Origin of the sequence: Bacillus cabrialesii, assembly GCF_004124315.2 — a bacterium.
GTDB classification, from domain to species: domain Bacteria; phylum Bacillota; class Bacilli; order Bacillales; family Bacillaceae; genus Bacillus; species Bacillus cabrialesii.
In genome coordinates, this window is the sequence record NZ_CP096889.1 from 2,648,408 (window position 1) to 2,673,423 (window position 25,016).

The window sequence follows — 25,016 nt, forward strand, 5'->3', positions numbered from 1 at the left end:
TGATTTCATTCAAGTCCAAAAAGAACGCAATTCAGTTTAGAATCTGGAAAACCCATTACTTTCGGAAATAATGTTTGGATTGGAGGAAGTTCAGTCATTAGTCCAGGAGATACGATAGGTAACAATGTGATGAGAGCTGCTGGATCTGTTGTTAATTGGGAGCAATCCAGTAATTCTTCCGATCAGTAAAAGAGTTATGATCCTTACATCACATAGGCGTTATTCTGTTTCATCAGCTGGAATCAGTATGCCCATCATTTATTAACAGACATCAAAAAAGACCTAAAATGAGGTAACTGAACTTCTCCCTCCTTCCTCCCATTATGTTATTGAGATTAAATAACACTATTAGAATGCTTAAAAAGCCCCCTATTCATAACGGGGGCTAAGTACTTTATTAATTATAAATTTTATCTGAAACTGTTTAACGTCTTCTCCTTTTCACATCGGGTTTGTCACTTTAAAGACACCAGAAGACAAGGAGCGTGATGATTTTTTTGCTGCTTGTTTTAGGGCTGGAAGAATTGGAGTTTTTCAGTTTCAACTTTGGCCCAACTGTGATTTTATTTGGCTTTTTAATGATATTCCAGCTCTGAAGGTTTGTCACACTTACCTCTTCCGACTTTGCAATTCAGGAAAGAGTATCGCCTTTTTTGACTGTGTTAGTTCATCCTGCAGAGCTGCTTGAATAACTATTAGTCTTTCCTCCCAAGCCTTAGTTCTTTTTCAATTGCAGCTTTTTCCACCAACCCTCTGACAAAATACGGTGCGGGCAGTACTTCCCGTTCCAGTCTTGATGCTTGCGGATTCGATCAATGCCCCGGCTGCGGCCCCTATGATTATAACCCTCATAAAATGAACTCCTCCTGGGTATTGCTATGTAACAACTGCCTGTCCAATAATGTGTTTTTAAGCATCCGAAGCCATTCATTACATGTTTTCGGTTTTAAATAAATCCCTGATCTGCGCGGGTGAGCATAAAGTGATTACAAAAAAAGCACCCCATCAGGGCGGCAAATTAGAAAGATATCCGTTTTCCCTTTTAACTTTACGTTTAAATGAATCCTTTTACATATTCTTATCTGCATTATTCAATATCGATTTTTCACTCTGCATAGACGGCTCTTTATGTAAAGCCAAAATTAGAGTTATACCGATAATACAGAAAGCGCCCACCCATTGAAAAAAACCAAATGGCTCTTTTAGCCAAACAACAGTTGTCACAACTGCTGATAGTGGTTCTAAACTGCCTAACAGGCTTGTTTCTTTAGGTGAAAGGCTTTGCAAACTTTTTATAAAGAACCAAAACGCAATCATTGTCCCAAACACTGTAACAAATAAAAGATATACATATGCCTCTGCGGTTAAGCTTTTAAAATCCATTTGCCATGGCGGATGGATAAAACTTAATGCAAAACCGCCGATCATCATAGCCCAGCCTACAACAACAAGGGAATCAAATTTATTTAATAAACCAACGGCATATAACGTATAAAAAGCTGCCGCGAATCCTGATAAAACTCCCCATACTACGGTAATTTCCGGTACTGAAAGTTGAGATATTGAACCATTTGTCAGCAGAAAAAAGCACCCAGCCAGAGCAAGCCCTACTGTTACGATATCTTGCTTGGTAAGAGCGGATTGTTTTCGCAAAAGCGAGTAAAGAATGATGATTACCGGGGATAAATATTGTAATAGCGTAGCTACGGCTGCATTTCCATGCTGAATGGATGCCATATATGTGTACTGCACGGCAAGCATTCCAAACAATCCAAAAACAAGAAGCTGGCCAGCTGACGCTTTGTTTTTCCAAATCTCAATAATCTGAGACCGGTCCTTTCTAAACAATTGGAGCATTAAGAGTAAAATGCCCGCCGTAAGCAAGCGAATCGTTACAAACCAATTCACATCAACTTGATCATCTTGAAATAGTTTTTTTGCTACTGTCCCCCCTATTCCCCAACATGTCGCCCCTGTTATCACATAGAACAATCCCATTCTCCTATTTGAAGCATTCATACATGATACCTCGCTAATAAATATAATAATAGTGTTATAATAAATGCAAAACCACTTGAAAAATACTCAAATCAAACGAAAAAATATAAATATATTGAGGTGTCATTGTGCAAATAAAAGAATTCATGATTGATCAAAGCTTAAAAGAATTAACAGAGCACCGAACGGTAGAACTGCCGGTTGCCTGTTACGAAACAAGGATCAATCAAAATAGAAATGGCTATATACCGCTTCATTGGCATGACGAAATTCAATTTGTTTTGATACGTAAAGGTATAGCTGTCTTTCAGATAAATGAAGAGAAAATAGAAGTTCACGAAGGGGATGGATTATTTATCAATAGCGGCTGCCTGCACATGGCAGAGGAAAAGGATCACTCGGATTGCACTTACATTTGCTTAAATGTGTCACCCCATTTCGTTTTAGCTCAAGAACTTTATCCAAACTACGTACAGCCTTATATTTTTTCAACCAATTTATCCTGCATATTTTTGGATGGAAATCAACATTGGGCACAAAACATTTTAAATGCTGTAAAAAAATAAATCAATTGGTTCAACAAAAGACATCACTCTATGAAATTGACATTACCATGCAATTAACTTTGATGTGGAAAAACTTGGTTGTTAATGGTTTTCAGTTGGAGTATGATCAATCTGAAATGATAAAAAGCCAGCGAATGAAACAAATGTTAAACTGGATACACCTCCATTACGCTGAAAAAATGACATTAGAGGACATTGCAAAGGCTGGCCAATTGAGCCGTTCTGAGTGCTGCCGTTATTTTAAACGAATGCTGAATAAGACGCCATTACGTTATGTATTGGATTATAGAATCCAAAAAAGCTTATTGCTGCTGCAACACCCGGAAACCAATGTTACAGAAGTGTCCTATCAAGTTGGCTTTAACAGCACCAGTTATTTCATAAGTAAATTTCAGCAAGCTATGAATATGACACCATTAACCTACAAAAAATTTCATATGGAGAATTAATGGATATTGATCCTCTTCATGGAAACTCTAAAAAAAGAAAAAGAAGATACAAAGTATAGTTTTGTATCTTCTTTGTTCGTTCGAGATCCTTTTAAAGTAAAGGAAAAAAGTTTGATTACATTTTCGGGGCTTCCAAACCAAATTTTGTCCACTCCTCTTTTGCTGGACCATAAATACCTGGAACAGTTACATCCGCTTGTCTCATAAGAACAGTCATTTGACCCCGATGGTGAGTTTGATGTTGAATTAAAAACATCAAAAGTGACCCATTTGGCATTTGTTGACCAATAAAGTTGATGCGTTCTTGAAGGGTATGGTCAGTCCATTGTTTTTTTAACGCCTGTACAAATGCATTACTGGCTTCATGATAGCTGTCAGCTATAAACTGAGCTGAAGAAGGAACTGGATAATCTTCATCTGGAGCGTGAAACGTTAAGTTTGTGTTTGAGGTAATAATGCGAATAGCAGCAACAGTATGCCAAGCAATACGGCCTAAAGTCCAGTTTTGTGAAGTTATTTCTTGTTTAAGTGATTCATCAGTTAGACGATTTAGCAGTTTCTGTGTAGCATCGGCTTCGAACTCCCAAGATTTCAAAAAATGGTCTAAGGTTTGAAACACAATAATCCTCCTAATCAATTTTTGGTAATATTTATAAATCTATAGTTTCATTATAATGCCCCGTTAAGTGAAAAAGAACAACCTTTATACAAAAATGATCTAAGGAAAAGGCATCACAACATTCTTATAAAAATCAAAACATCGCATTCTTTTTACGGCATGGTGACAGCCCAGTGGATTAATCGCTGAAAGTCTCCACGCTCACTCCAATATGCTGATAAACCCGTTAGTATATGGCCTTTTTCAAGATAAGAAAAATAAGGAGAGTGTAGTATGAGTATCGACATTAAAGCAGTAACTGAGGATAATCGTGCCGCTATTCTTGCTTTGCATGTTAGCGAGAATCAAACATCATATATTGAATCAGCAAAAGCATGTTTAGAGGATGCAAAAGAATGTCACGATTATAAACCAGTCGGACTTTACCATGAAGGAGATCTAGTCGGTTTTGCAATGTATGGGCTGTTTCCTGAGTATGATGAAGATAATAAAAATGGAAGAGTCTGGCTTGATCGATTCTTTATTGATGAACATTATCAAGGAAAAGGGTTAGGAAAAAAAATGCTCAAAGCTCTCATTCAGCATCTTGCTGGTCTATATCAATGTAAGAGAATTTATTTAAGTATATTTGAAAATAATATTCATGCTCTTCGCCTTTACCAAAGGTTTGGTTTTCAATTTAATGGTGAGCTCGATTTTAATGGCGAGAAGGTCATGGTAAAAGAACTGTAGGTTCTTAAATGGTTTCGCCCCCACTCGATCTGCGACGATTTAAAAAGGAGGCGATTAATTTTTTCATTACTTTAATGAGCTATAAATCCTTTCCGTATACTTAGTGATGCCTTCATCGTAATCCGGATACTTATATCCAAGACTTTCTGATACAGCTTTTGAATATTTTCTAAATAATGCATAGCAAGTGAATAACGACTTCCACATTTCTTGATATCCATTCACAGAATATGTAGTCATTAGCTCTTCCCATTCTTTATTGGAAAGGTAACGTTTCATAAATTTATAGTTCTTCCCCATACTACATGTATACCCTTGCTGGGATGCGATATGCCAAGCCATCATTCTTAATAAATTACGACGTACAATTTCATTTAAATGGTCTATGGCAAAAAGGATTTCTTTTCTTGCTAATCCTTTTACTACGTAAGTCGAAACCATCCAGAACTCATTACAGCAATCATCAAATTCCCTTGCCGTCGGCTTTTTGATCCAATATTGACGATCATTTGGGATCACTTTATTTGTGATGAAAGTATCCTTATCAAGCAAGACCTCAACCAAACCATCACTCTCAGCAAAATAATCTTCTACTTCATTAATTGGAATAAGGGTGAGATCTAATTTGTTGCCATCCTCAAAAAGAATGATGTAAGAAAACCAATTATCTAATTCGGGAGGAAAAAGCTCCATATCTTCGGGTTTTTGCATCATAATCCGATTCCCAAAGATTTCGAGCCAGCGATCACTTTCTGTAAAAGATTCCATATCAGTTACAAAATACGAAATGTCGTAATCTTGGAATTTGTCTGGGGGAATATTTTTGTTTGTACGCGACCCTTCCAAAGTGACCAATCGAACTCTTTCATCCTTCAAAGCAAAGTCTAAAAAAATGCCCATCATTTCCTGTTCACTTCGCATTGCGTGTATTCCTCCGTTTCAGGCTTTTCTTCTTGCAGCAAAAATATCCCAACTCCAAAATCCGAATATTGATCTAATTATGAAACAAATACTTTTTCATATCAATTATGCTTAGCCCTTCTAGAGACAGCTAGGAGCTGTTCCTGCTAAAACGCTAATAGATAAGAAAAAATGATCCTCCTTTATCTTAAAATATTGATAAGAACTATGCGAATATAAATCCTATCTATCGGGTTAAGTACTCTTCATTTTGTGAGGAAATGTTCTTTCCTTTATGGACTATTGTTGCTCAAAAGAGAAAGTTGAAATGCCTTTCTATGTGGGATGAATCAAGGCTTAGAAATATAAAAAACCACGAAGCTTATTTGAAGAAGCTTTGCGGTCTTTAGGTGTCATCCATTTTGATAAAGATTTCCTCTTCTCTTACGAATCAATTGTCTGAGAAGATAGATTCATTTGGACCATGTGAGATGAATCCAAGGCTTAGGAGTTTTAAGCATCGGGATAAAATTCGTGTTGACGCTCCTCAGCTTTACTATTTAATATTCTGTAGGTAGACTTTCCAATATGAAGCGGAATATCCAATTTTTCTAAATTTGGCATGCCATTTTTTAAGAAAAGCTCTTTATCTTGATATCTCTGTAAAACTTCTCCCACAATCCACTCTTGATCACCCAAAGTGGAAATACTGTGTACTTTGCACTCATAAGCAAAATATGCATCAGCTAAAATCGGTATCTCAGCTTTTATTCCTTCTTCATATTGAATATGAAATTCTTCAAACTTATTTATATCTCTGCCGCTATGGGTGCCTAATGCTTGAATTAATTCTGAACATCTCCCTGGAAGAAAATTCACACCGAAAACACCGCTTTTCTCAATCATTTGGTAAGTATATGTCTCTTTGTTTACTGATACCCCATACATTCCGGGAGAAGATCCGATATACGTATGCCAGCCAGAAGACATTGCGTTTTTTTCACCTTCATATTGAGACGTAATGACAGCTATCATTCCAGGGTAGGCGTACCAAATTGGTTTATCTATCGGCGCTCTCATATTCATCGCTCCTTTTGGTTTAGATTCAATTCTAATCAGAATTTGCGATACGACAAATGGAAGTCGCTGCAACATATTTTGTAAGTTATATGCATTCTATGCTTAATCGCAAGTCTTACATCATCATATGCTTTGGCTACATCTAGGTACTTCTTCAAATTGACCATTCGTTTTAGGTAAAAACCATCTTCATTTGTCATCTTATACATCCATCCTTTCAAATATTCATTAGAAGATGCACACATCATAAACCCTATAGCAACTATAGGGTCAATGGGTTCGTTATTTTTTTAGCACTCTTAATTCTGTGAGGAAGTTTTCTTCTCTTAATGAGTTAAAGTCGATTGGAAGAGACACTTGATATACTTTTCCATCTGTTTGGATGCCATGAGATACAATATGTTGATATAGTTTTTGATAGTATTCATCATAATTTTTTGCAGACCAATCAAATGCGATACATACATATTCACCGGACGGGATCGTAACTAATCTTATGTTTTTTTCTTGTGTGTCTATCTTTTTCTCCTTGCAAACAGCCGTATAAATACTGTTGCAATAAATGTCACGAGAATCTTTATAGGGCTTAAAATCATAAATGAATCCATAATAGTTATCTACTACATCCCCTATTTTTTCTAGGACATCAGCCAGCTTTCTGTAATACAATTCTGATTGATTATGAGGATTAACTTGAGGCGTCTCTACTTTTAATATTGTTTGTTCATCTAGATACCGATAATAAACGAAACCCTCATCTTTTTTACTGCATATGTCTAATTGTTCATTAAGCTGATTCCTTCTCCTATGAAGTAATTGGCGAGCACGTTCGAGTTTCTCCATTTCTTGCATAATAATGTTTTCTTGCTTCTCAAGAAATTGTTGCATATGTTCAGGGGTACAAGCAGATGAGCTGAAATGTTTGATTTCTTCCAGAGGCGTTTTCATATATTTTAAATACTTGATAATATCTAAATAAAAGAACTGTTTAACATGGTAGTACCGATAGCCATTATCCTGATCTGTATAATAAGGCTTGAAAACTCCGATCCTATCATAATAGCGTAATGTTTGAATTGAAATGTTATTGAGACGGGCTGTTTCTCCAATTGTAAAATATTCCTTCATCAATCTCATCCTTTCTAACAATTCTTTCTTCCGCTATACACGGTTATCTTTAAAATCCTTACTGAATGATTCTTGAGAAAAACCGGTTTCAGACGATCTTCTTTTCGTTCTTTGTTAAATCATATCACCAAAATGATCATTCCTGATTCATAACGATTACTCGTTAAACAGGCACAAAAAACTTGAATCTATAGTCACTATAGGGTCAAGTGAATATTGATCGTATCTTACATTTGTTTAATGAAATAGGTTGTTTTATTAATGTTTTGTTTATTTTGTCCAGACACCAATGAGGGCGAAGGGAAAGAAACGGAAGGAAAAAAGCTGCTGACGGGAAGTCAGCAGCTAATACAGAAGAATCAAAGCATTAAATCACCATAAAGGATTAGGCGTGTTTATTGAATGTGTAAAAGAGTCATATTACTCCTCATTTAATGCGCCATCATCTCATGGGCGATATCATGACCATCCATTTCTGACGGGTAGTAGGTAGGCCAGTGTTTGACTTCATTAAGTAAAGCTTCACGGTCATCACCCCAATACAGATGGTAATGACCAGCTTTAGTCGGATCGATACTATGATCACTAAACTGAATATACTGAGGGAGCCCTTCAGCTTCTTTAGCTCGTTTGAATATGTATCTTACCCCTCTATTGCCCGCATCATATGTTAGAATTTCGTATCCGTCATACGTATACTCGCCAGAATATTCTTTTCCGTTTTTGAAGAACGTTACAGCATTTTTTTGAATTAAGATGCGGTCAACATCTGTTTTATACCCTTTTTTATAATACTCTTTATATTCTTCAGCTGTCTTGTCACCTTCATGTTCTGATTTATATGAAAATACTTCGTCAAGAGTACCATCTTGCAGGTATGGATATACAGATTGCCAGTCTCCTTCCCAATCAGAAAGCGGGCGATCCTTTACTTGGCTGTTTTTAAAATAGCCTTCATAAATTTTTTCTGTTTTTTCATCATGTGCATGACTATGATCGTGAGAATGTTCGTGTGTGTGACTTTCAGATGTTTGGTCTTGCGTTTTAGAAGAGTCTTCTTCAACTGCTGAGGATGATGTTGTTTTATGAGACTCACCTTTTGATGAACCGGTAGTCTGACATCCTGCCAATACGAGTAATGAACCTATAGCGAATATACCTAACCTCTTTGCAAATAAAATCTTCATTCCAACACTCCTTTTTTATTAAATCGAAAACATTACGATTTATATTATACATATATCTCTTGGAAACATCAAAGGGAAAATGCTCCTCATATTACTGAATCGTATCTGGCAGCGGATGGCCAATATCAATTAAAAAACTGACTTTGTCAGTCAGTTTCCTTTACAATACGAAAGTCTACGATATTTCCATATCGATCGGCTTCAATATGACAGCATCCTTCAAGCAGTTGTTTTAATTTTCCTCGTCCGCGTTGTACCCTTGATTTTGCGCCCGAGTAAGAAATGCCGAGCTTTTCACTTAACTCTTTTTGTGATAACCCTTGAAATTCAGTCAGTTCGAGCGCCTCTCGATACTTTTCCGGCAACCTTTTGATGGTCGAGCGAATACAAACTGCTGCTTCTTTAGTGAAATTTTCTTCCTCTGCTTTGTCATCAACATGCAGATGATCAGGCAATATTTCGCTTGATTTTTTTGTGCGGTAAAAATCAATAATTGTATTTCTAGCAATCTGATAGATCCAGCTATGAATCTTTTGTTCATCGATCAGATTTGGGAGATGGATTTGTATTTTCATAAATACGATTTGCAATATGTCATCAATCATAGATTCATCGTTAACCCTATGCGAAATAAATGTTTTTAACGGCTGGTGAAATTGATCCCATAGATCCTCAATATTCATTTGAAAAATCCTCCTATTATTTTTGCGTCTGCTTTACGTTTGTTTCGTCTTTGTAATCGTAACAGAGAATGAAACAATTGTTGAATCAATTGCATGGCAGCTGTTGCAAAAAAATGATGAGGAGAGATTTGTTATGGAATATACCTTTTTAGGAAGAACAGGATTGCGGGTGAGCCGTTTATGTTTAGGCACGATGAATTTTGGAGTTGATACAGATGAAAAGACGGCGTTCCGTATCATGGATGAAGCGCTCGATAACGGCATTCAATTTTTTGATACTGCCAATATTTACGGCTGGGGCGAAAATGCAGGTTTGACAGAGAGCATCATTGGAAAATGGTTTGCACAAGGAGGACAGCGCCGCGAGAAAGTCGTTCTGGCGACAAAAGTATATGAACCGATTTCTGATCCGAATGATGGACCAAATGATATGAGGGGGTTGTCTCTATACAAAATCAGACGCCATCTGGAAGGATCGCTGAAGCGGCTTCAGACAGATCATATAGAATTATACCAAATGCATCATATCGATAGGCGGACGCCGTGGGATGAGGTATGGGAAGCTTTTGAGACTCAGGTTCGCTCCGGCAAAGCAGACTATATTGGATCCAGTAACTTTGCAGGCTGGCATTTGGTTAAAGCGCAAGCTGAAGCTGAAAAACGGCAATTCATGGGACTCGTCACTGAACAGCACAAGTATAGTTTATTAGAACGAACAGCTGAGATGGAAGTGCTGCCGGCCGCACGGGATCTTGGTTTAGGTGTAGTGGCGTGGAGTCCCCTTGCAGGAGGACTTCTTGGCGGGAAGGCACTGAAAAGCAATGCCGGAACCCGTACAGCAAAAAGAGCAGATTTAATCGAAAAACATCGCTCGCAACTCGAGAAATTTTCAGCTTTATGCAAAGAACTAGGAGAAAAAGAAGCAAACGTGGCTTTGGCATGGGTGCTGGCAAATCCAGTTTTAACTGCGCCGATCATCGGACCAAGAACGGTTGAGCAGCTGCGTGATACGATAAAGGCCGTTGAAATCAGCCTGGATGAGGACATTCTCCACATGTTGAATGATATCTTTCCTGGACCTGGAGGAGAGACACCTGAGGCATACGCCTGGTGATCCTTCCATGATCAATACTGACATTTTTCTAAAATCTTTATGCTGAACAATCATATAGGAAAGACAAGAGCTTGTTTGTCTCTTGTCTTTTCCAAATCATGCGGAGAATTCTGACTAGTCATCGACAAGAAACGCTGCCGCTTTATTCACTCAATGCTTATTTAATGACAAAATTACCGTATTCTTTTGAACGAACATGAATCGGCCCGTTTAGATTGTAGTTGTTCTCCTTGGCGATAGAGCGAAGCACGTCCACACGCGCAACCGATTCTCTCCACTCATCACGGGTGTCAGGATCTGCCGGGTTCATTAGATCGTCATATCGCACATCCAGGAATTTATTTAGCCATTTTTTCTCATCAATTCCGTCTTTAGGTGAGCCGCCCGCTTTTTTGTTCGTGCGTTTAATCAAGGCATAAAAGGAGTCCGGGTCATCGCCATCGCCATGCTGGATCACTGTATCGTACATCACAGCTCTTGCCAGTGCCGTTTTCAGTCCCGCGTTATCTGATCGTTTCATGGCAGGCTGATAGTACAAGCTGTCATTTACTTTGTCTTGGGCAGCGCGGAAGTCCTTATCATTACCAAGCGACTTCCAGGCAGAAGCGAATCCCTTAAGATTGCTGATGTCATCGCTTTCTTCTTTAGCCAGACGGCGCAATTCAGGCAGGTACTTTTTCAGTTTGTTATTCGGTACCGCCTTTGTGTATACTTCCACTACTTCCAATGCATCCCCGGTAGCCGTTGTAAAGCCTGCCCGTCCGCATGTATAGCCTCTTCCATCATCCAATGGCTCAACATATCCGTATTGGATCTCCGTCGTGCCGTTTTCAAAAATACTGGTCAGTTGCTCCGCCCGGCGCTTTTGATCCTTATTCAGTCCCGCCGCAAAAACCGTTTCGCTCATCATCAGGGTAAAAAACATGGTGAAAACAAGTGATGAAATCGCTGCCTTCTTCCAGAAATCCGCTTTTTTCTTCAAACTGATTTTCATTCTATTACCTCCTTCTAAATATTGTAAACACAGACTCAGTATACACAAAGGGACTGCTATATTGCGGAAATCCATTGTTTTGTCAATATTTTTGAATCTAAAGTAATAATAATTGCGGCTTGAATCTTACTCTTTTTTTATTGCCAATCAGCCTTAGCCCCTTTCTCTGGGAGAAGCCCTTTTGCTACAACTTTATTTAACAAAATGCAATAAGGCTTTAATTTATTTTATAATGGAAATGATCATCGAATAGTTGGGAGGTGATGAAATGGCAAGTAAGATAAGCATGCTAGATTCCGCAACGTCCCATGCAAAGCCTATTATTGGAAAGGCGATACTTTGCATGGGGTGGACTTTCTAAAAGATCGCCCAAGTAAGCTTTTCTGATATAGTGGCTTTGCACCTTATTTGCTATAAAAAAATAAGGAGCTGGCAGATATGGCATATGTAAAAGCAACCGCTATTTTACCTGAAAAGCTGATATCGGAAATTCAAAAGTACGTTCAAGGAAAAACAATATATATCCCTAAGCCTGAAACCTCTCATCAAAAATGGGGTGCGTGTTCAGGAACAAGAAAGCTAATCGATGACAGAAACGCTTCTATTAAACAAGCATTTAAAAACGGCAAAACAATTCATCAATTATCTGATGAATATCACCTCTCTACTGAAACTATAAAAAAAATTGTCTACTCTAAATAAACAAAACGAAAGCACTGATGAAATGTAATCAGTGCTTTTAATATGGCGAGTTTGTTTCTAAGTTATTTCCTGCATATGATATCATTGGCCAATTGTGTAAAATCAAGGGAGATGATAAGAAAGGAAAGATTTACAAATGAGAATAGTAAACAATGGAACATTGCAAGTATCTGGAGCGAACATCCATTATGAGGTGCGTGGCACAGGGCCAATCATTCTTTTGATCCATGGCGGAGGCGGTGATGCCGACAAGTTCCATCATGTTGCAGACCATCTGGCTAACTGGTACACGGTTGTTACTTACGACCGCCGAGGCCATTCCCGCAGCAATCTTGCCAATCAGACTGAGGATTACCGTGTGGAAACACACAGCGATGACGCCCACCGTCTTCTAGCCAAACTCACCGACAAGCCGGCATATGTACTTGGAAGCAGCTCCGGCGCTGTTATCGGGCTTGATCTGTGCATACGCCATCCCGAACAGGTAAATGTCATGATCCCTCACGAACCAGTCTTATTGCAGGTTTTAAATGGAAATGAGCTGAAACAAGCCAAGCAATTCATGGAAGACCTTAAGAAAAATCACCGACATGAGGTCATTACATTATTGTCAAGTGTAGAAACAGACGAACAATCAAAGGATGTACTGACAGAGCGGCTTCTCGGTAATTCAACGTATTTCACTGAATATGAAATTCAGGGAATACTCAACTATACATTAGATATCGAAGCATTAAAGATGGTGTTTACATCTGCTCCGATGAAGGTACTCCCAGCTGGCGGAAGTGCTTCACGGGATTTTTTTCCTTATCGTTGCGCGAACATCTTAGCGGAGCATTTGGAAACAGAAATTGTTGAATTTCCCGGAAACCATGCAGGTTATAACACAATACATCATAAAGAATTCGCTCAGAGGTTACATGATATATTAGAAAATAAACATAGGATCATGTACAACTAACTCAGACTATCGGCGAATTTCACAGGAGCGTTTTTTACGCTATTTTTAAAAAAGAAACCTTTGGACTTTGTGAATCCGCAGGTTTCTTTTTTTATTCAGCTACTTTTTTCCCGGATAACTAATAGCAAACCAACTAGAATCAAAGTTGAACCTGCCCAGAAGGTTCCGCCTATACGTTCTCCTAACAAAATCCATCCGAGCAATGTTCCAACGAGAGGCTGAAAAAAGAAAAATAAACCTCCACTTGATGCATTCAGCATTTGTAATCCGCGATTCCAAAGTATAAATCACAAGCTGTTGAAACAATCCCCAAGTATAATAGCTTGCCTCTTATAAATGCCGCCGTTTGACTTGCTTACATCCAGCGCAGAACATACTTTTAGTCAATTACGGCCTTCTCTCACCTTCCATATATTCATTAATGTACCATAAACTAGGTCCTTGAAAAGTGGAATTATTCCTATGTTTTTGACAATGAAAAATTGCCGTTCAAATGCTTCTTCTACTGATCAAAATAAAATGTAAATGATAAAAATATTCCGTTTTTAGAGGAGTGTATGGTTCACTCTAATTTCGGGAAATGTAACGTTGATTAAAGGAGGTTAAATCAATATGGATCATCAAACATTAGCTGCTCACGAGGCTGTAGACTTACATGAAATCGTTAACTTTAAAACACTGTGTATAGCGAAATCGAAATTAATGCAGGGACTTGTGTTTGACCAAGACCTGAAGGATTTGATGCAAAAAGATGTGCAGCAATCCATTCAAGACCTTACTGATTTACAAGAGATTTATGAGCGTGCGCCATTTCAGGCTCCTGTCCCTGAAAGCCGCCCAACACCAATCATTAATTGAAAGGAAGGGGAGCACCTTTGAATCATGATCATTTAGACCCTATTAATTCGCTGAATGTGCCTGAACTTGCCGATACCACATTTGCGATGGATTTTCTGATACGAGCAAAAGAAGGCGTGAGAAATACTGCTGTAGCTTTGACTGAAACCGCATCACCAGATGTACGGGCCTTGCTGCGAAAACAGCTGATGCAAGGAATCGCGATGCACCAAGAGATTACAGAACTGATGATCAGCAAAAAATGGTTCCATCCGTATGAGCTGAGTGAACAGTACAAGCTGGATCAGCTTTCTGCAAAAAATACGATCATGGTCGGCAACATGAACCTCTTCCCTGCTGAAACAAATCGAAAAGGGATGTTTGACCGGACACCTGATGAACACTAATATTGGAGGTTTTACAGCATGAAGGCAGTAACGTATCAAGGCGTTAAAAATGTTGTTGTCAAAGATGTTCCTGATCCAAAGATTGAAAAGTCCGATGACATGATTATAAAAGTCACCAGTACGGCCATTTGCGGATCAGATTTACATTTAATCCATGGATTCATTCCTAATCTGCAAGAAGACTATGTCATCGGCCATGAACCGATGGGAATCGTCGAAGAAGTTGGTTCAGGTGTGACTAAACTAAAAAAGGGAGATCGAGTAATTATTCCCTTTAATATAGCATGCGGGGAATGCTTTTTTTGTAAAAACCAGCTGGAAAGCCAATGTGATCAGTCCAATGACAACGGAGACATGGGCGCTTATTTCGGCTATTCAGGGCAAACGGGCGGTTATCCAGGCGGGCAAGCGGAGTATTTAAGAGTGCCATTTGCGAATTTCACCCATTTTAAAATACCTGAAACCTGCGAGGAACCCGATGAGAAATTAAGCGTGATTGCCGATGCCATGACAACCGGCTTTTGGAGTGTTGACAACGCCGGGGTAAAAGACGGCGACACAGTTATCGTTCTCGGCTGCGGTCCAGTCGGCCTGTTTGCTCAAAAATTCTGCTGGCTAAAGGGCGCAAAACGCGTCATAGCAGTTGACTATGTAAACTATCGCTTACAGCATGCCAAACGTACAAACAAAGTCGAAATCGTTAATTTTGAAGACCATGAGAATACTGGCAATTACTTGAAAGAAATCACCAAAGGCGGAGCGGATGTCGTTATTGACGCTGTTGGGATGGATGGGAAAATGAGCGACCTCGAGTTCCTCGCCAGCGGATTAAAGCTTCACGGCGGAACGATGAGTGCATTGGTTATTGCTTCCCAAGCCGTTCGCAAAGGAGGAACGATACAAATTACAGGTGTGTATGGCGGCAGGTATAACGGTTTTCCGTTAGGTGATATCATGCAGCGAAACATCAATATACGCTCTGGCCAAGCTCCGGTGATCCACTATATGCCATACATGTTTGAATTAGTGACAACGGGCAAAATTGATCCGGGAGATGTTGTAAGCCATGTCCTGCCGCTTAGTGAAGCCAAGCATGGCTATGACATTTTTGATTCCAAAATGGATGATTGTATAAAAGTTGTGTTAAAACCTTAAAAAACGGAGGTGACGGAAATGGAATACGCCTTACATGAAGCGCTTGAGGTCCAAGAAATGACCGCATTTAAGACACTTTGTTTGACGAAATCCAAAACAATGAAGGCGCTGGTATCTGATCCGAAGCTGAAAGAAATCATGCAGCAAGACGTTGACATCACCACAAGGCAGTTACAGGAGTTTGCCTCTATTTTATCTAATGCAAAGCATGAATGAGGAGATGAATGAATCATGAATCCTATCATAGAATATCTGACTGGCATGAACGTTTTAACAGACCAAATCATTGCCATGGACTTATTGATCGCAGCAAAAAACGGCGTTAGAAACTATGCGATGGCCGCAACGGAAGCTGGAACGCCTGAGGTAAAAGAGGTCCTAATCCGGCATTTAGAGGAAGCCCTCGATATGCACGAACAAATCTCAAGCTATATGATGGAAAAGGGCTGGTACCATCCTTGGAACACAGACGAACAAGTCAAGCTGAATTTACAAAATATCGAAACGGCGATTCAATTACCAACCCTTTAACATACATTGATTCATGTTGCTGAGGAACAATTGATGGAGACAACTGTCCCTCAGCTTCTGTTTTTTTAAAGTTGAATCGCCGTGAGCGCCCATGATGAAGGTTTGAGGAATCGTTTTTATGTTTCTAACTACTTTCACTCTTCGTAAACCCGCTTCTTCCCAGCTGGTCTTCTATCACTTGCAAAGCCTGTTCCTCGTCAATCCCTTCAGCTCTAATTTTGATGTGAGTGCCGGGTTTAATGCCTAATGACATCACGTCAATAAGAGACTTGGGCGGATTTTTCAGATCAACGGATTTCCCCTCATATAAAAGAAACATATGAGAACGAAACTTGCAGGCTGTTCGAACCAACAAAGTTGCTGCACGGGCAAACCCTGTACTTGCAATAATGGTATACTGTTTTTCAATCATGCTTCCCTGCTCCTTACCCCCCAAATAGTCCTAAAAAATACTGCTTACATAAAATGAAGACCGACGCATATCAAAATACCAAGCTAAATGTGATTTATATTTTCAATAGCGAAAGTGATCTAGCGGGGTACTGCTAAAAAAGCTTGTGAACTTCTCATCACTATTGATACGAAACAATAAAGGCTGAAGAGAATTTTCATCTTTAAGAATCGCCTTCAGCCTTACACCATTTGTTTTTATGACTTCATTTGGATAAAGGACAAACTCATATTGATCCCCCTTTATCTGGTTCTTATAGAATTCAATCTTACGGTTTGGCACAAGCAGATTTTGCTGTAAAGCTTGCATGTCTACTTCTGCTATGTGCTTTCGCTATTCAAGTGCACCTTTCATGAATCGTTTTATCACCCATTGCTCGCCATGCAATATATTTCGCTCAGTCATCGACATGCCTGAATCTTTCAAATGGAGAAAAAATCGCATCCAGCCGATATCATGATCGGTAAATTCCCGTATATTGTTTTCATTTCATGAGGTGTCAGGAGCCTTTCCTTTTCGTAATACCTGAGGGTACTTGTTGTCACACCGATGATGTTTGCAAATTCCCCAATTGAATAAGGAATTGCAACCACCTCTTTTTGTGCATAATTTCTTGACGAAACAAAATCGGTCATTTTAACCTGCCCTCTTCGGACGAAAAGAATGCTATCTTCCGTCAACTTACCCGTGAAGATTTTCCGTATTGGGCCTGCTTTTAAGCTTAGCCTCATTCTCCCGTAATTTTCCGTCATAGTCTTCAATTTTTGTGTCTAATCTTTTAATTGTTTCATCAATTTCTCTCCGCTTCTCTATCAGCCGCTGTCTTTCGTCGGCCAGAATATTTTTGCGGGCTTCCACCGTACGATCTCCTTCAGTAAATAACGTTGTATATTCAATTAACGCTTCAATCGAGAGTCCCGCACTTCGCATGCATTTAATGAATTCAATCCATTTGATATCCTCTTCATCATAATCGCGAATGCCGCTTTCTTTACGTTTTACCGGCGGGATCAATCCGACACGTTCATAATACCTGAGTGTTGCGGCTGTCAGGCCAAACTGCTTTGCCGCCTGCGCAATATTCATTTTCTTCACCTCTCTGTCCTGCATGTTTTGAAGGTAACACTTAAAGTTAACTTTAAGTCAAGCGAAAACAAATGTTAACTTCAGAACCTTTTTTTAGTAATGCAGGGCTCGCCTTAAAAGCACACTTTAAGCTCTATACTCTTCCATGCAATAAAACTAGTTTAGTTGGAGGGATTGCTAGATGGCACAAAAACAAACTGCCGGGCGAGATATACTAGGAGACTTCGCGCCAAAGTTTGCTGAACTTAACGATGATGTGCTGTTCGGTGACATTTGGGCAAGAGAGGAAGAACTTTCCCCGAGGGATCGAAGCATGATTACAATCTCTGCGCTAATTGTCTGGAAACTTTGAACAATTAACTCCGCACCTTCCCTTATAAAAATGTTCTCATTTCGAATTCAGCCAATTGAGATGATTTTTTTCAAAAAAACTCTTGCCTTAAAGCTGACTTTAAGGTTTATCGTTATGTTGAAGACACCACAAAACATAAATCAGTGCATGTTTTTATTTGCACCATTTATGATAAAGAAAGGATAGGTTCATATGTGCAATCACCATCAAACTCGTGTATTAAGCGTATCACATGCAAAAGCCAAATTTGAGCAAACGACGATTGAGCGAAGAGAATTACGGCCGCATGATGTCTTAATCGATATTAAATTCAGCGGTATTTGCCATTCCGACATCCATAGTGCATTTGATGAATGGGGCGGGGGCATCTTCCCAATGGTGCCCGGCCATGAAATTGCCGGAGTTGTAACAGCCGTTGGAACAGAAGTGACTAAGTTTACTGTCGGGGACCGCGTTGGCGTCGGCTGTTTTGTTGACTCCTGCGGAGAATGCGAATACTGTCAGAGCGGTGAAGAACAGTTCTGCACAAAAGGTGTTGTTCAAACATATAACTCACTAGACTATGATGGAAATCCGACATATGGCGGGTACAGCCAAAAAATCGTTGTCACTGACAGATTCGTGGTTCGAATTCCAGACCATTTGGAAATGGATGTTACCAGTCCGCTATTGTGTGCAGGCATCACCACTTATTCCCCGCTGAAACACTGGAATGTCGGGCCTGGTAAAAAGGTTGCCATCGTAGGCGTGGGCGGCCTTGGACACTTGGCAATCCAATTTGCACATGCGATGGGTGCAGAGGTAACCGTGCTGAGCCGGTCCATGAATAAGAAAGACGAAACTCTGGAACTTGGGGCAGATCATTACTTTGCAACAAGTGACCCAGCTACATTCACTTCATTGGCCGGCCGTTTTGACGTCATCTTAAATACGGTATCCGCGAACCTTGATGTAGACGCCTATTTATCGATGCTTCGTATAGACGGAACACTTGTGAATGTCGGAGCACCTGCTGAACAGGACACATACAGTGTGTTTTCTTTAATCATGGGTCGCCGCAGCCTCGCAGGATCACTTGTAGGCGGAATTCGAGAAACTCAAGAGATGCTGGATTTTGCCGCTGAGCATGGCATCGCGCCTAAAATTGAAGTGATCCGCGCTGATCAAGTGGACGAAGCATACGAACGTATCCTCCGAAGCGATGTCCGTTATCGATTTGTAATTGATATTTCCACATTGTAAGTCTAAAAAATGGGTTAGTCCTTTAAATGGGCTGACCCGCTTTTATTCACTGGACATTCACGAAAAACGATCTCCTTAAGCAAATGTTTTGAAGATCGGCCAATCTTCCTGTTATTCTATGGAATAAAGAGGTTATAGGAGGTTTTTGAAACGTATCCTCCGAAGCGATGTCCGTTATCGATTTGTAATTGATATTTCCACATTGTAAGTCTAAAAAATGGGTTAGTCCTTTAAATGGGCCGACCCGCTTTTATTCACTGGACATTCACGAAAAACGATCTCCTTAAGCAAATGTTTTGAAGATCGGCCAATCTTCCTGTTATTCTATGGAATAAAGAGGTTATAGGAGGTTTTTGATATGAGCAAAAAAATCGCAGTTCTCGTTACAGACCAATTCGAGGATATCGAATATACAAGTCCGGTAAAAGCATACGAAGAAGCTGGCTACAGTGTCACAGCTATCGATTTGGAAGCTGGCAAAGAAGTTACCGGTAAACATGGCGAGAAAGTAAAGATCGACAAAGCCATCTCTGATGTGGATGCTAGTGAATTTGATGCACTTTTAATTCCAGGGGGATTCTCTCCGGATTTGCTTCGTGCTGATGACCGTCCGGGTGAATTTGCGAAAGCATTTGTCGAAAATGAAAAACCTGTTTTCGCTATTTGCCACGGCCCGCAAGTGCTGATTGATACGGATCTTCTGAAAGGCAAAGATATCACAGGCTATCGCAGCATCCGCAAAGATTTAATCAATGCCGGGGCAAACTACAAAGATGCAGAAGTAGTCGTCAGCCACAACATTGTCACAAGCCGAACACCTGATGATTTGGAAGCATTTAACCGCGAATCATTGAATGTATTGAAATAAAGAGAAGGCACAGACTTTTTGGGTCTGTGCCTTTGTTCAATTTAAGACTCCTTGTTTACATTCTGAAAGACAGCAGTCGCATCCCACACATTCAAGCCAAATTGACCTTCTGAGAATGTGGAATCATTCGCATCAATCACAAGACGATCATCTAAATAGATTTTAAAGCGATCTCCCTCGGCCTCTGTTTTCAGATGATACTTTTTATTCACGTCTATCGGCGTTTTGTATTCAGCAATGACAGAAGCCACACCGTTCTCAAATTTAAAGAGTTTCACCAGGTCGTGCTTCGCATCCACGTTTGCAAGATAACCGTTTTTGGCATCTTTGTTAGAGCGAAACATTAGTGCTCCTGCCCCTCTTCCGTTTCCATCCTTTATGGTGATATCAGATTCATAAATGAAGTCTGAGCCGGATGCTGAAGACAAGATAAAGGAATCGCCGTCCGACCTCCCTTGTTTCCCCTCAATTGTGTCGGCCCATGTGCCATTTACAGTCGTCCAGCCGGTCAAATTGGACATAAAAGGTGACGTCCCCCATACCTTTTTTAAAGGATGTATCGTTACAGATTTTACCTTTACACCACCATTTGCAGCATATAATTCAATCCCTTTGCTTGATCGATCTGGGAGAATGATATCCGTTATGACCTTTTGCCCGTCATTCCCAAATACTTCAACCGAGGAACGGTCAACAAAAATGCGCATCTTAACCTTTCCATTTACCGGCTTTAACGGGGCTGTTTCTTTTCCGGTGTTAAAGGCCGGATTAAAGGTGACGTTGCCCGACTCGCTCCGGTCAACGAACAGTTTAGCGTTCCTTCGGTCATAGCCGACTTTCGTAAATTGATTTTTTCCTGTTCGGACCTTAAAGCCGAACTCAGCAGCTGAACCAGTGCCCGCTTTGAATTCTGCATTTATTTCATAAGCATCTCCAGATAGCCCCGCTAACACATTATGACTTGCAGGCGATACGGTCAGATTCTTCCACTTCTTAGATGTCCCGCGAATAGTATCCAGCTCTTTTACTGGTGTTTGCACGACTCTAACGCCTTCGGTAAGCGCTTTCAATTTTAACTCTCTTGGGATAGACGTTGCACTTCTCCATGGGGATGTAGGAACATCATTCGCATATTGCCAATTGCTCATCCATCCTAACCATAGCCGCCGGCCGTCTGTAGATGGAATATCCGACCATGATACAGCCGCATAAAAGTCTTTGCCGTAATCCGTCCAGAGAACTTTGTTTGACGGATTTTCATTTTTAAAATGCGTTCCATCAAAGTCCCCTACAAAATATTGCATGCCTGACCCTCCTGAAACCGCTCCGTTTCCGACACTAACCTGCATCACCCATTTTTTTTGCTTCGGGTTGCCGTCTACCGGAAGCTCAAACAAATCCGGACACTCCCATACTCCCCCATGGCTCCCTTGCCCCAGTCCAAATTCACTTGCATACGTCCACTGCTTTAGATTTTTGGATGTATAAATGAGGATTCGGTCACCGGCCGCAAGCACCATTACCCACTTTTTCTCTTTCTCATACCAAAAGACTTTTGGATCACGGAAATCTTTTTTCCCCGGGTTTGGAATGACAGGGTTGCCTGCGTATTTCGTCCACGTTCTGCCTTTGTCGTTGCTGTAGGCAATGCTTTGCACTTGATGCCCTTCCCGGTCCTGTGTATAAATGGACACAAGCGGCTTCTCTTTACCTGTTTGAAAACCGCTTGTGTTATTTTGATCTACAACTGCGCTCCCAGAAAAGATTGTGCCTTTGTCATCCGGAGCCAGCGCAACAGGAAGGTGCTTCCACGTAACCAAATCTTTGCTCACGGCATGCCCCCAATGCATGGGCCCCCACTGGAGCCCGTATGGATGGTGTTGATAGAACAAGTGATATTCTCCAGCATAATATACCATCCCGTTTGGGTCATTCATCCAGTTAGCCTCCGGCGTAAAATGATATTGAGGACGGTGATCCTCATCATAGTAGCTTGAATCGGCTGCCTCAACCGGAAATGCCATAGTAAACAGCAGGGTGAACATGATGATAGCTTGAGAAAGTCTCTTTTTCATTTGTTTCTTCGCTCCTCTCTTCGTGTTTGAACACTTTCAAGAGAGACTGCTGCACAAGTTGATCCGTTTCTGGAAATTTTTTCTGTTTCACTGGTATCCGAATGATTGATATATGATAGACTGCTGCAGTTTCCCTCTTTTTTCTTACATCACACAGCTTATGCTAAGAAACCAGCCCAATACCCAAGAATCCCGATGATAAAGATGCCGCAGATAATGAGAAGAGGATTCACACCTTTGCGCAACATCCAAGCCACCAATAACGTTAACCCTAGAGGCAGCGCACCCGGCATGATACTGTCTAACACATTTTGTACGGTTTGAACTTCCACTTTTCCGCTTTCATCCTTAATCCTCGACACAACGATTGGAATGTTGATGGTGGTCCACTTGGAAACGAGAGCCCCCATTACAAATAACCCGAGTATCGACGCGCCTTCTGTAAGCTTTTGAATGCGATTCCCCGCTAAATCCTGAAGAATCTCCATTCCTTTCACATAGCCATACTTTAATCCGTAATATTTTGTGCTTAATCTTATAGCGTTCAGCAAGAAAAAGAATAACAAAGGACCGGCAATGTTTCCTCCTAAAGCAAGAGATGCCCCTAACGCAGCTAAGACCGGGCGAATCGTTCCCCAGAAAATCGGATCGCCTACACCCGCTATCGGGCCCATTAAACCGATTTTCATCCCGCTTATCGCTTTTCCATCAATTTCTTTATTGTTCGCCATTTCTTCTTCCATGGCAGCTGTCACGCCGAATATAGGCGCTGTCAGCCACGGGTGTGTATTAAACCATTCCAAATGCCGCTGCAATGCTTCGTTTCTTTTCGCTCCGGGACCGTACAATTTTTTGATCGCCGGTATCATGACATAGCAATATCCCATTGCCTGCACACGTTCGAAGTTAAAGGAGCCGAGCAAAAAATTTGAACGAATAAACATGCTGAAAATCTCTTTTTTCGTTAATCGTTTTTCTTTCTCCATCTTTTCATCACCCCTCATTGTTTAGGCGTCAAGATCATCATCATCGTCATCATAAACAGCAACACTGCCGCTGTCTGATGCTGCGGCGACTGCTCCGTGCGCACTATGTTTTTGCATCACCTGCTGATATAAAAGCGCCAGGCAGAGACCAAGTGCTCCAAATCCTACTAAGTTGAAATCGGTAAACGCTGCTAATAAAAATCCAATATAGAAAAATGGCTTTAAATAAGGAATATTCATCATATTGATTACCATGGCATATCCGACAACAACGATAATGCCTCCGCCAATTTGCAGCCCTTTTGTAATGACGTCCGGAATATTGCCCAAAAACGCCTGGACAGCGCTGACACTGATCAATGCGACAATCAATGTCGGTATCATGACGCGCAGCGCTTGAAACACCATCGCGGTAATATGCATAATTTCAATTCCTTTTATATTCCCTTCTTTTGCGTATCGATCAGCACGGTGAATGAAAAAGACAGTGATCGTCCGCACAAAAATCGTCAGCGCCTGACCCGCAGCCGCCAAAGCAACGGCGACGGCAATGCCTTCGCCAATTCCCTGATCAGCGGTAATGACTAAAATGGTTGAGATGACAGAGGCAATCGCTGTATCAGGTGCCATGGCAAGGCCGACGTTCATCCAGCCCAGCGCCATCAGCTCCAGTGTGCCTCCAAGAATAATTCCCGTTTTTAAATCCCCGAGCACCAAGCCAACAAGCGTGCAGGCCACAAGCGGCCGGTGCGTCTGCCCTTCATCCAATACACTTGCGATACCGGTGATTGCTGCAATGATTAACAACAAAATAATTTGTAATGAAGACATATTCTCATCCCCTTGATTATTTTGTTACGTTCCGTAAAATCTGTACAAAGTCCTCGCTGGCATCTGAAGGCAGCTGCCTCAATTCCAGTTTCACGCCCAGGTCACTTAATGTTTCAAATGCCTTTATATCTTCCTGTGTGACGCTAACTGACTTTGTGATTTGCCTGCGCTGATTTTCAAAACGCATTCCCCCGACGTTTACTGTTTTGATCGGGACGCCTGCTTCTATAAGAGATACAATATCCGACGGATTTTCAAACAAGAGCATTGCCGTTACTCCTTCATAGCGCGGACTATGAAACGCTTTTGCCATTTTTGAAACAGAAACGGCACTCGCCTTTACATTGGAAGGCGCAACAGAAAGGATCAGCGTTTTTCTCATTTCGTCCTGTGCGACATCATCGGAGACAACGATGATTCGGTCTGCCGCATGGACTTTAATCCATCTTGTCAGGATCTGGCCGTGAATAAAGCGGTCATCAATTCTTGCTAACACTATGTTCATTACAATTCATCCTCTCTTGTTTCTTGATTGGCTGTTTTTACTTTTTCTAAATGTTCACTGCACACTTGAAAGCTTTGCTGGCTCATCGTTTTTAAGTTGTTCAGCAACGCTTTGAGCGTCACGTGTTCTCTCAGGCTTAAGACCTCCAGCAGAATCGGCAGGTTGACGCCGGCTGCCATATCCATTCTTTCACCCTCAGCAATGAAGGAAGCGGCCGCGTTATATGGGGTCCCTCCAAAAATATCAACTAAAAATAGCACTTCATTTTCTTCCGGAATGTCCTTGAGCGCCTGATGATATTTTTCTTGCAGCGTTTGAATGCCTTCCCCTTTCAAAAACGGCACTGCAATGAGGTTATTTTCTTCACCGAATATCATCCCTGAAGATTCTTTTAATGCTATGGGAAAATCTCCATGACCACTGATAATAACTGAAATCATATCCATTGCTCCTTTCTTTGTTTTGTACATCCATATATAATGCAAGGATCGTGCCAACATAGTTGTGTTAAGCGTTTTCATTTATATTTCAGGCAATGACAGTCTATTGTTGAAACACTTGAAACAAAAAAAATAAA

30 protein-coding genes and 4 pseudogenes are annotated in these 25,016 nt (G+C 40.6%); 14 read left to right on the forward strand and 20 right to left on the reverse strand.

The window, feature by feature from the left end:
- Nucleotides 1-39: 39 nt before the first annotated feature.
- Nucleotides 40-189, forward strand: a pseudogene (locus EFK13_RS13575) (acetyltransferase); the annotation flags it as partial.
- A 484-nt stretch (nucleotides 190-673) separates the two neighbouring features.
- Here EFK13_RS13575 and EFK13_RS21270 read toward each other — a convergent pair.
- Together EFK13_RS21270 and EFK13_RS13585 are read right to left on the reverse strand one after the other, a co-directional pair.
- A pseudogene (locus tag EFK13_RS21270) lies at nucleotides 674-829 on the reverse strand (N-acetylmuramoyl-L-alanine amidase); the annotation flags it as partial.
- 239 nt (nucleotides 830-1,068) lie between these two features.
- A complete protein-coding gene (locus tag EFK13_RS13585; RefSeq protein ID WP_129508129.1) occupies nucleotides 1,069-2,019 on the reverse strand; it encodes a DMT family transporter in 951 nt (316 codons plus the stop codon).
- Nucleotides 2,020-2,132: 113 nt separating this feature from the next.
- Between EFK13_RS13585 and EFK13_RS13590 the strand changes: the two are divergent.
- A pseudogene (locus EFK13_RS13590) lies at nucleotides 2,133-3,013 on the forward strand (AraC family transcriptional regulator).
- Between the two features lie 115 nt (nucleotides 3,014-3,128).
- Here the strand turns inward: EFK13_RS13590 and EFK13_RS13595 are convergent.
- Nucleotides 3,129-3,632: a DinB family protein gene (locus tag EFK13_RS13595; protein ID WP_129508128.1), complete on the reverse strand. Its 504-nt coding sequence runs from the start codon at nucleotides 3,630-3,632 to the stop codon at nucleotides 3,129-3,131.
- Nucleotides 3,633-3,905: 273 nt separating this feature from the next.
- Between EFK13_RS13595 and bltD the strand changes: the two genes are divergently transcribed.
- The gene (gene bltD / locus EFK13_RS13600; RefSeq protein WP_129508127.1) at nucleotides 3,906-4,364 is read left to right on the forward strand and encodes a spermine/spermidine acetyltransferase; all 459 of its coding nucleotides are present in this window, start codon (nucleotides 3,906-3,908) and stop codon (nucleotides 4,362-4,364) included.
- A 66-nt stretch (nucleotides 4,365-4,430) separates the two neighbouring features.
- Here the strand turns inward: bltD and aadK are convergent, their stop codons facing one another.
- The 5 genes from aadK to sigZ all read right to left on the reverse strand — a co-directional run bounded on the left by aadK (nucleotide 4,431) and on the right by sigZ (nucleotide 9,342).
- Nucleotides 4,431-5,285, reverse strand: a complete 855-nt coding sequence (gene aadK / locus EFK13_RS13605; RefSeq protein WP_129508126.1) for an aminoglycoside 6-adenylyltransferase AadK — start codon at nucleotides 5,283-5,285, stop codon at nucleotides 4,431-4,433.
- Nucleotides 5,286-5,777: 492 nt separating this feature from the next.
- On the reverse strand, nucleotides 5,778-6,344 hold the full coding sequence (locus EFK13_RS13610) for a flavin reductase family protein (protein ID WP_129508125.1): 567 nt from the start codon (nucleotides 6,342-6,344) through the stop codon (nucleotides 5,778-5,780).
- A 282-nt stretch (nucleotides 6,345-6,626) separates the two neighbouring features.
- Nucleotides 6,627-7,472, reverse strand: coding sequence for a MerR family transcriptional regulator (locus EFK13_RS13615; protein WP_129508124.1), 846 nt, complete (start codon nucleotides 7,470-7,472; stop codon nucleotides 6,627-6,629).
- 431 nt (nucleotides 7,473-7,903) lie between these two features.
- Entirely contained in the window at nucleotides 7,904-8,659 is a 756-nt protein-coding gene (locus tag EFK13_RS13620; RefSeq protein WP_129508123.1) for a metal-binding protein ZinT, read from the reverse strand.
- A gap of 146 nt (nucleotides 8,660-8,805) precedes the next feature.
- Nucleotides 8,806-9,342, reverse strand: coding sequence for an RNA polymerase sigma factor SigZ (gene sigZ / locus EFK13_RS13625; RefSeq protein WP_129508122.1), 537 nt, complete (start codon nucleotides 9,340-9,342; stop codon nucleotides 8,806-8,808).
- Between the two features lie 133 nt (nucleotides 9,343-9,475).
- On the opposite strand from sigZ, the gene EFK13_RS13630 reads away from it, so the two are divergent.
- Nucleotides 9,476-10,456 (forward strand): aldo/keto reductase, encoded by a 981-nt coding sequence (locus tag EFK13_RS13630; RefSeq protein WP_129508121.1) that lies wholly within the window; start codon nucleotides 9,476-9,478, stop codon nucleotides 10,454-10,456.
- A gap of 157 nt (nucleotides 10,457-10,613) precedes the next feature.
- On the opposite strand, the gene csn is transcribed toward EFK13_RS13630, so the two are convergent.
- On the reverse strand, nucleotides 10,614-11,450 hold the full coding sequence (gene csn, locus EFK13_RS13635) for a chitosanase (protein ID WP_129508120.1): 837 nt from the start codon (nucleotides 11,448-11,450) through the stop codon (nucleotides 10,614-10,616).
- A 438-nt stretch (nucleotides 11,451-11,888) separates the two neighbouring features.
- On the opposite strand from csn, the gene EFK13_RS13640 reads away from it, so the two are divergent.
- Both EFK13_RS13640 and EFK13_RS13645 read left to right on the forward strand, forming a co-directional pair.
- Complete coding sequence (locus tag EFK13_RS13640) at nucleotides 11,889-12,152, forward strand: CD3324 family protein (protein WP_129508119.1); 264 nt, start codon at nucleotides 11,889-11,891, stop codon at nucleotides 12,150-12,152.
- A 136-nt stretch (nucleotides 12,153-12,288) separates the two neighbouring features.
- A complete protein-coding gene (locus tag EFK13_RS13645) occupies nucleotides 12,289-13,113 on the forward strand; it encodes an alpha/beta fold hydrolase (RefSeq protein WP_129508118.1) in 825 nt (274 codons plus the stop codon).
- A 95-nt stretch (nucleotides 13,114-13,208) separates the two neighbouring features.
- Here EFK13_RS13645 and EFK13_RS13650 read toward each other — a convergent pair.
- Nucleotides 13,209-13,447, reverse strand: a pseudogene (locus EFK13_RS13650) (EamA family transporter); the annotation flags it as partial.
- Nucleotides 13,448-13,725: 278 nt separating this feature from the next.
- On the opposite strand from EFK13_RS13650, the gene EFK13_RS13655 reads away from it, so the two are divergent.
- The 5 genes from EFK13_RS13655 to EFK13_RS13675 are packed head-to-tail and all read left to right on the forward strand — an operon-like array spanning nucleotide 13,726 to nucleotide 16,043.
- Nucleotides 13,726-13,971, forward strand: coding sequence for a spore gernimation protein GerQ (locus EFK13_RS13655; RefSeq protein WP_129508117.1), 246 nt, complete (start codon nucleotides 13,726-13,728; stop codon nucleotides 13,969-13,971).
- Between the two features lie 17 nt (nucleotides 13,972-13,988).
- Nucleotides 13,989-14,357 carry a spore coat protein gene (locus tag EFK13_RS13660; protein ID WP_129508116.1) on the forward strand — a complete coding sequence of 123 codons (369 nt, stop codon included), beginning with the start codon at nucleotides 13,989-13,991 and terminating at the stop codon, nucleotides 14,355-14,357.
- Between the two features lie 18 nt (nucleotides 14,358-14,375).
- Nucleotides 14,376-15,512, forward strand: coding sequence for a zinc-dependent alcohol dehydrogenase (locus tag EFK13_RS13665; protein WP_129508115.1), 1,137 nt, complete (start codon nucleotides 14,376-14,378; stop codon nucleotides 15,510-15,512).
- A gap of 18 nt (nucleotides 15,513-15,530) precedes the next feature.
- The gene (locus EFK13_RS13670; protein ID WP_129508114.1) at nucleotides 15,531-15,728 is read left to right on the forward strand and encodes a hypothetical protein; all 198 of its coding nucleotides are present in this window, start codon (nucleotides 15,531-15,533) and stop codon (nucleotides 15,726-15,728) included.
- Nucleotides 15,729-15,743: 15 nt separating this feature from the next.
- A complete protein-coding gene (locus tag EFK13_RS13675; RefSeq protein ID WP_129508113.1) occupies nucleotides 15,744-16,043 on the forward strand; it encodes a spore coat protein in 300 nt (99 codons plus the stop codon).
- A 124-nt stretch (nucleotides 16,044-16,167) separates the two neighbouring features.
- On the opposite strand, the gene EFK13_RS13680 is transcribed toward EFK13_RS13675, so the two are convergent.
- The 4 genes from EFK13_RS13680 to adhR all read right to left on the reverse strand — a co-directional run bounded on the left by EFK13_RS13680 (nucleotide 16,168) and on the right by adhR (nucleotide 17,580).
- Entirely contained in the window at nucleotides 16,168-16,455 is a 288-nt protein-coding gene (locus EFK13_RS13680) for an HPr family phosphocarrier protein (protein ID WP_129508112.1), read from the reverse strand.
- A 102-nt stretch (nucleotides 16,456-16,557) separates the two neighbouring features.
- Nucleotides 16,558-16,803, reverse strand: coding sequence for a hypothetical protein (locus EFK13_RS13685; protein WP_240034954.1), 246 nt, complete (start codon nucleotides 16,801-16,803; stop codon nucleotides 16,558-16,560).
- Between the two features lie 113 nt (nucleotides 16,804-16,916).
- Complete coding sequence (locus EFK13_RS13690; protein WP_240034953.1) at nucleotides 16,917-17,129, reverse strand: MerR family transcriptional regulator; 213 nt, start codon at nucleotides 17,127-17,129, stop codon at nucleotides 16,917-16,919.
- Between the two features lie 46 nt (nucleotides 17,130-17,175).
- Nucleotides 17,176-17,580, reverse strand: a complete 405-nt coding sequence (gene adhR, locus EFK13_RS13695) for an aldehyde stress transcriptional regulator AdhR (protein ID WP_129508111.1) — start codon at nucleotides 17,578-17,580, stop codon at nucleotides 17,176-17,178.
- 181 nt (nucleotides 17,581-17,761) lie between these two features.
- On the opposite strand from adhR, the gene EFK13_RS13700 reads away from it, so the two are divergent.
- The 3 genes from EFK13_RS13700 (at nucleotide 17,762) to yraA (ending at nucleotide 20,042) form a co-directional block, all read left to right on the forward strand.
- A complete protein-coding gene (locus EFK13_RS13700; RefSeq protein WP_129508110.1) occupies nucleotides 17,762-17,932 on the forward strand; it encodes a carboxymuconolactone decarboxylase family protein in 171 nt (56 codons plus the stop codon).
- 192 nt (nucleotides 17,933-18,124) lie between these two features.
- Entirely contained in the window at nucleotides 18,125-19,174 is a 1,050-nt protein-coding gene (locus tag EFK13_RS13705; RefSeq protein WP_129508109.1) for an NAD(P)-dependent alcohol dehydrogenase, read from the forward strand.
- Nucleotides 19,175-19,532: 358 nt separating this feature from the next.
- Nucleotides 19,533-20,042: a cysteine protease YraA gene (gene yraA / locus EFK13_RS13710; RefSeq protein ID WP_129508108.1), complete on the forward strand. Its 510-nt coding sequence runs from the start codon at nucleotides 19,533-19,535 to the stop codon at nucleotides 20,040-20,042.
- Nucleotides 20,043-20,083: 41 nt separating this feature from the next.
- On the opposite strand, the gene EFK13_RS13715 is transcribed toward yraA, so the two are convergent.
- The 6 genes from EFK13_RS13715 to levD all read right to left on the reverse strand — a co-directional run bounded on the left by EFK13_RS13715 (nucleotide 20,084) and on the right by levD (nucleotide 24,879).
- Complete coding sequence (locus EFK13_RS13715; protein ID WP_129508107.1) at nucleotides 20,084-22,117, reverse strand: levanase SacC; 2,034 nt, start codon at nucleotides 22,115-22,117, stop codon at nucleotides 20,084-20,086.
- Nucleotides 22,050-22,208, reverse strand: coding sequence for a hypothetical protein (locus tag EFK13_RS13720; RefSeq protein WP_129508106.1), 159 nt, complete (start codon nucleotides 22,206-22,208; stop codon nucleotides 22,050-22,052). Before EFK13_RS13720 ends, EFK13_RS13715 begins: the two co-directional genes overlap by 68 nt.
- Before the next feature lie 67 nt (nucleotides 22,209-22,275).
- The gene (gene levG / locus EFK13_RS13725) at nucleotides 22,276-23,103 is read right to left on the reverse strand and encodes a PTS fructose transporter subunit IID (RefSeq protein ID WP_129508105.1); all 828 of its coding nucleotides are present in this window, start codon (nucleotides 23,101-23,103) and stop codon (nucleotides 22,276-22,278) included.
- Between the two features lie 21 nt (nucleotides 23,104-23,124).
- Entirely contained in the window at nucleotides 23,125-23,934 is an 810-nt protein-coding gene (levF, locus tag EFK13_RS13730) for a PTS fructose transporter subunit IIC (RefSeq protein WP_129508104.1), read from the reverse strand.
- Nucleotides 23,935-23,950: 16 nt separating this feature from the next.
- Nucleotides 23,951-24,439, reverse strand: coding sequence for a PTS fructose transporter subunit IIB (gene levE, locus EFK13_RS13735; protein WP_075748145.1), 489 nt, complete (start codon nucleotides 24,437-24,439; stop codon nucleotides 23,951-23,953).
- Nucleotides 24,439-24,879, reverse strand: a complete 441-nt coding sequence (gene levD / locus EFK13_RS13740; RefSeq protein WP_129508103.1) for a PTS fructose transporter subunit IIA — start codon at nucleotides 24,877-24,879, stop codon at nucleotides 24,439-24,441. Before levD ends, levE begins: the two co-directional genes overlap by 1 nt.
- Nucleotides 24,880-25,016 lie beyond the last annotated feature (137 nt).

Bases quoted from the DNA above. Each gene is read 5' to 3' on its own strand.
- EFK13_RS13585 (WP_129508129.1), bottom strand. From the start codon at position 2,019: ATGAATGCTTCAAATAGGAGAATGGGATTGTTCTATGTGATAACAGGG.
- bltD (WP_129508127.1), top strand. From the start codon at position 3,906: ATGAGTATCGACATTAAAGCAGTAACTGAGGATAATCGTGCCGCTATT.
- aadK (WP_129508126.1), bottom strand. From the start codon at position 5,285: ATGCGAAGTGAACAGGAAATGATGGGCATTTTTTTAGACTTTGCTTTG.
- EFK13_RS13610 (WP_129508125.1), bottom strand. From the start codon at position 6,344: ATGAGAGCGCCGATAGATAAACCAATTTGGTACGCCTACCCTGGAATG.
- EFK13_RS13615 (WP_129508124.1), bottom strand. From the start codon at position 7,472: ATGAAGGAATATTTTACAATTGGAGAAACAGCCCGTCTCAATAACATT.
- EFK13_RS13620 (WP_129508123.1), bottom strand. From the start codon at position 8,659: ATGAAGATTTTATTTGCAAAGAGGTTAGGTATATTCGCTATAGGTTCA.
- sigZ (WP_129508122.1), bottom strand. From the start codon at position 9,342: ATGAATATTGAGGATCTATGGGATCAATTTCACCAGCCGTTAAAAACA.
- EFK13_RS13630 (WP_129508121.1), top strand. From the start codon at position 9,476: ATGGAATATACCTTTTTAGGAAGAACAGGATTGCGGGTGAGCCGTTTA.
- csn (WP_129508120.1), bottom strand. From the start codon at position 11,450: ATGAAAATCAGTTTGAAGAAAAAAGCGGATTTCTGGAAGAAGGCAGCG.
- EFK13_RS13640 (WP_129508119.1), top strand. From the start codon at position 11,889: ATGGCATATGTAAAAGCAACCGCTATTTTACCTGAAAAGCTGATATCG.
- EFK13_RS13645 (WP_129508118.1), top strand. From the start codon at position 12,289: ATGAGAATAGTAAACAATGGAACATTGCAAGTATCTGGAGCGAACATC.
- EFK13_RS13655 (WP_129508117.1), top strand. From the start codon at position 13,726: ATGGATCATCAAACATTAGCTGCTCACGAGGCTGTAGACTTACATGAA.
- EFK13_RS13665 (WP_129508115.1), top strand. From the start codon at position 14,376: ATGAAGGCAGTAACGTATCAAGGCGTTAAAAATGTTGTTGTCAAAGAT.
- EFK13_RS13670 (WP_129508114.1), top strand. From the start codon at position 15,531: ATGGAATACGCCTTACATGAAGCGCTTGAGGTCCAAGAAATGACCGCA.
- EFK13_RS13675 (WP_129508113.1), top strand. From the start codon at position 15,744: ATGAATCCTATCATAGAATATCTGACTGGCATGAACGTTTTAACAGAC.
- EFK13_RS13680 (WP_129508112.1), bottom strand. From the start codon at position 16,455: ATGATTGAAAAACAGTATACCATTATTGCAAGTACAGGGTTTGCCCGT.
- EFK13_RS13685 (WP_240034954.1), bottom strand. From the start codon at position 16,803: ATGCAAGCTTTACAGCAAAATCTGCTTGTGCCAAACCGTAAGATTGAA.
- EFK13_RS13690 (WP_240034953.1), bottom strand. From the start codon at position 17,129: ATGACCGATTTTGTTTCGTCAAGAAATTATGCACAAAAAGAGGTGGTT.
- adhR (WP_129508111.1), bottom strand. From the start codon at position 17,580: ATGAATATTGCGCAGGCGGCAAAGCAGTTTGGCCTGACAGCCGCAACA.
- EFK13_RS13700 (WP_129508110.1), top strand. From the start codon at position 17,762: ATGGCACAAAAACAAACTGCCGGGCGAGATATACTAGGAGACTTCGCG.
- EFK13_RS13705 (WP_129508109.1), top strand. From the start codon at position 18,125: ATGTGCAATCACCATCAAACTCGTGTATTAAGCGTATCACATGCAAAA.
- yraA (WP_129508108.1), top strand. From the start codon at position 19,533: ATGAGCAAAAAAATCGCAGTTCTCGTTACAGACCAATTCGAGGATATC.
- EFK13_RS13715 (WP_129508107.1), bottom strand. From the start codon at position 22,117: ATGAAAAAGAGACTTTCTCAAGCTATCATCATGTTCACCCTGCTGTTT.
- levG (WP_129508105.1), bottom strand. From the start codon at position 23,103: ATGGAGAAAGAAAAACGATTAACGAAAAAAGAGATTTTCAGCATGTTT.
- levF (WP_129508104.1), bottom strand. From the start codon at position 23,934: ATGTCTTCATTACAAATTATTTTGTTGTTAATCATTGCAGCAATCACC.
- levE (WP_075748145.1), bottom strand. From the start codon at position 24,439: ATGAACATAGTGTTAGCAAGAATTGATGACCGCTTTATTCACGGCCAG.
- levD (WP_129508103.1), bottom strand. From the start codon at position 24,879: ATGATTTCAGTTATTATCAGTGGTCATGGAGATTTTCCCATAGCATTA.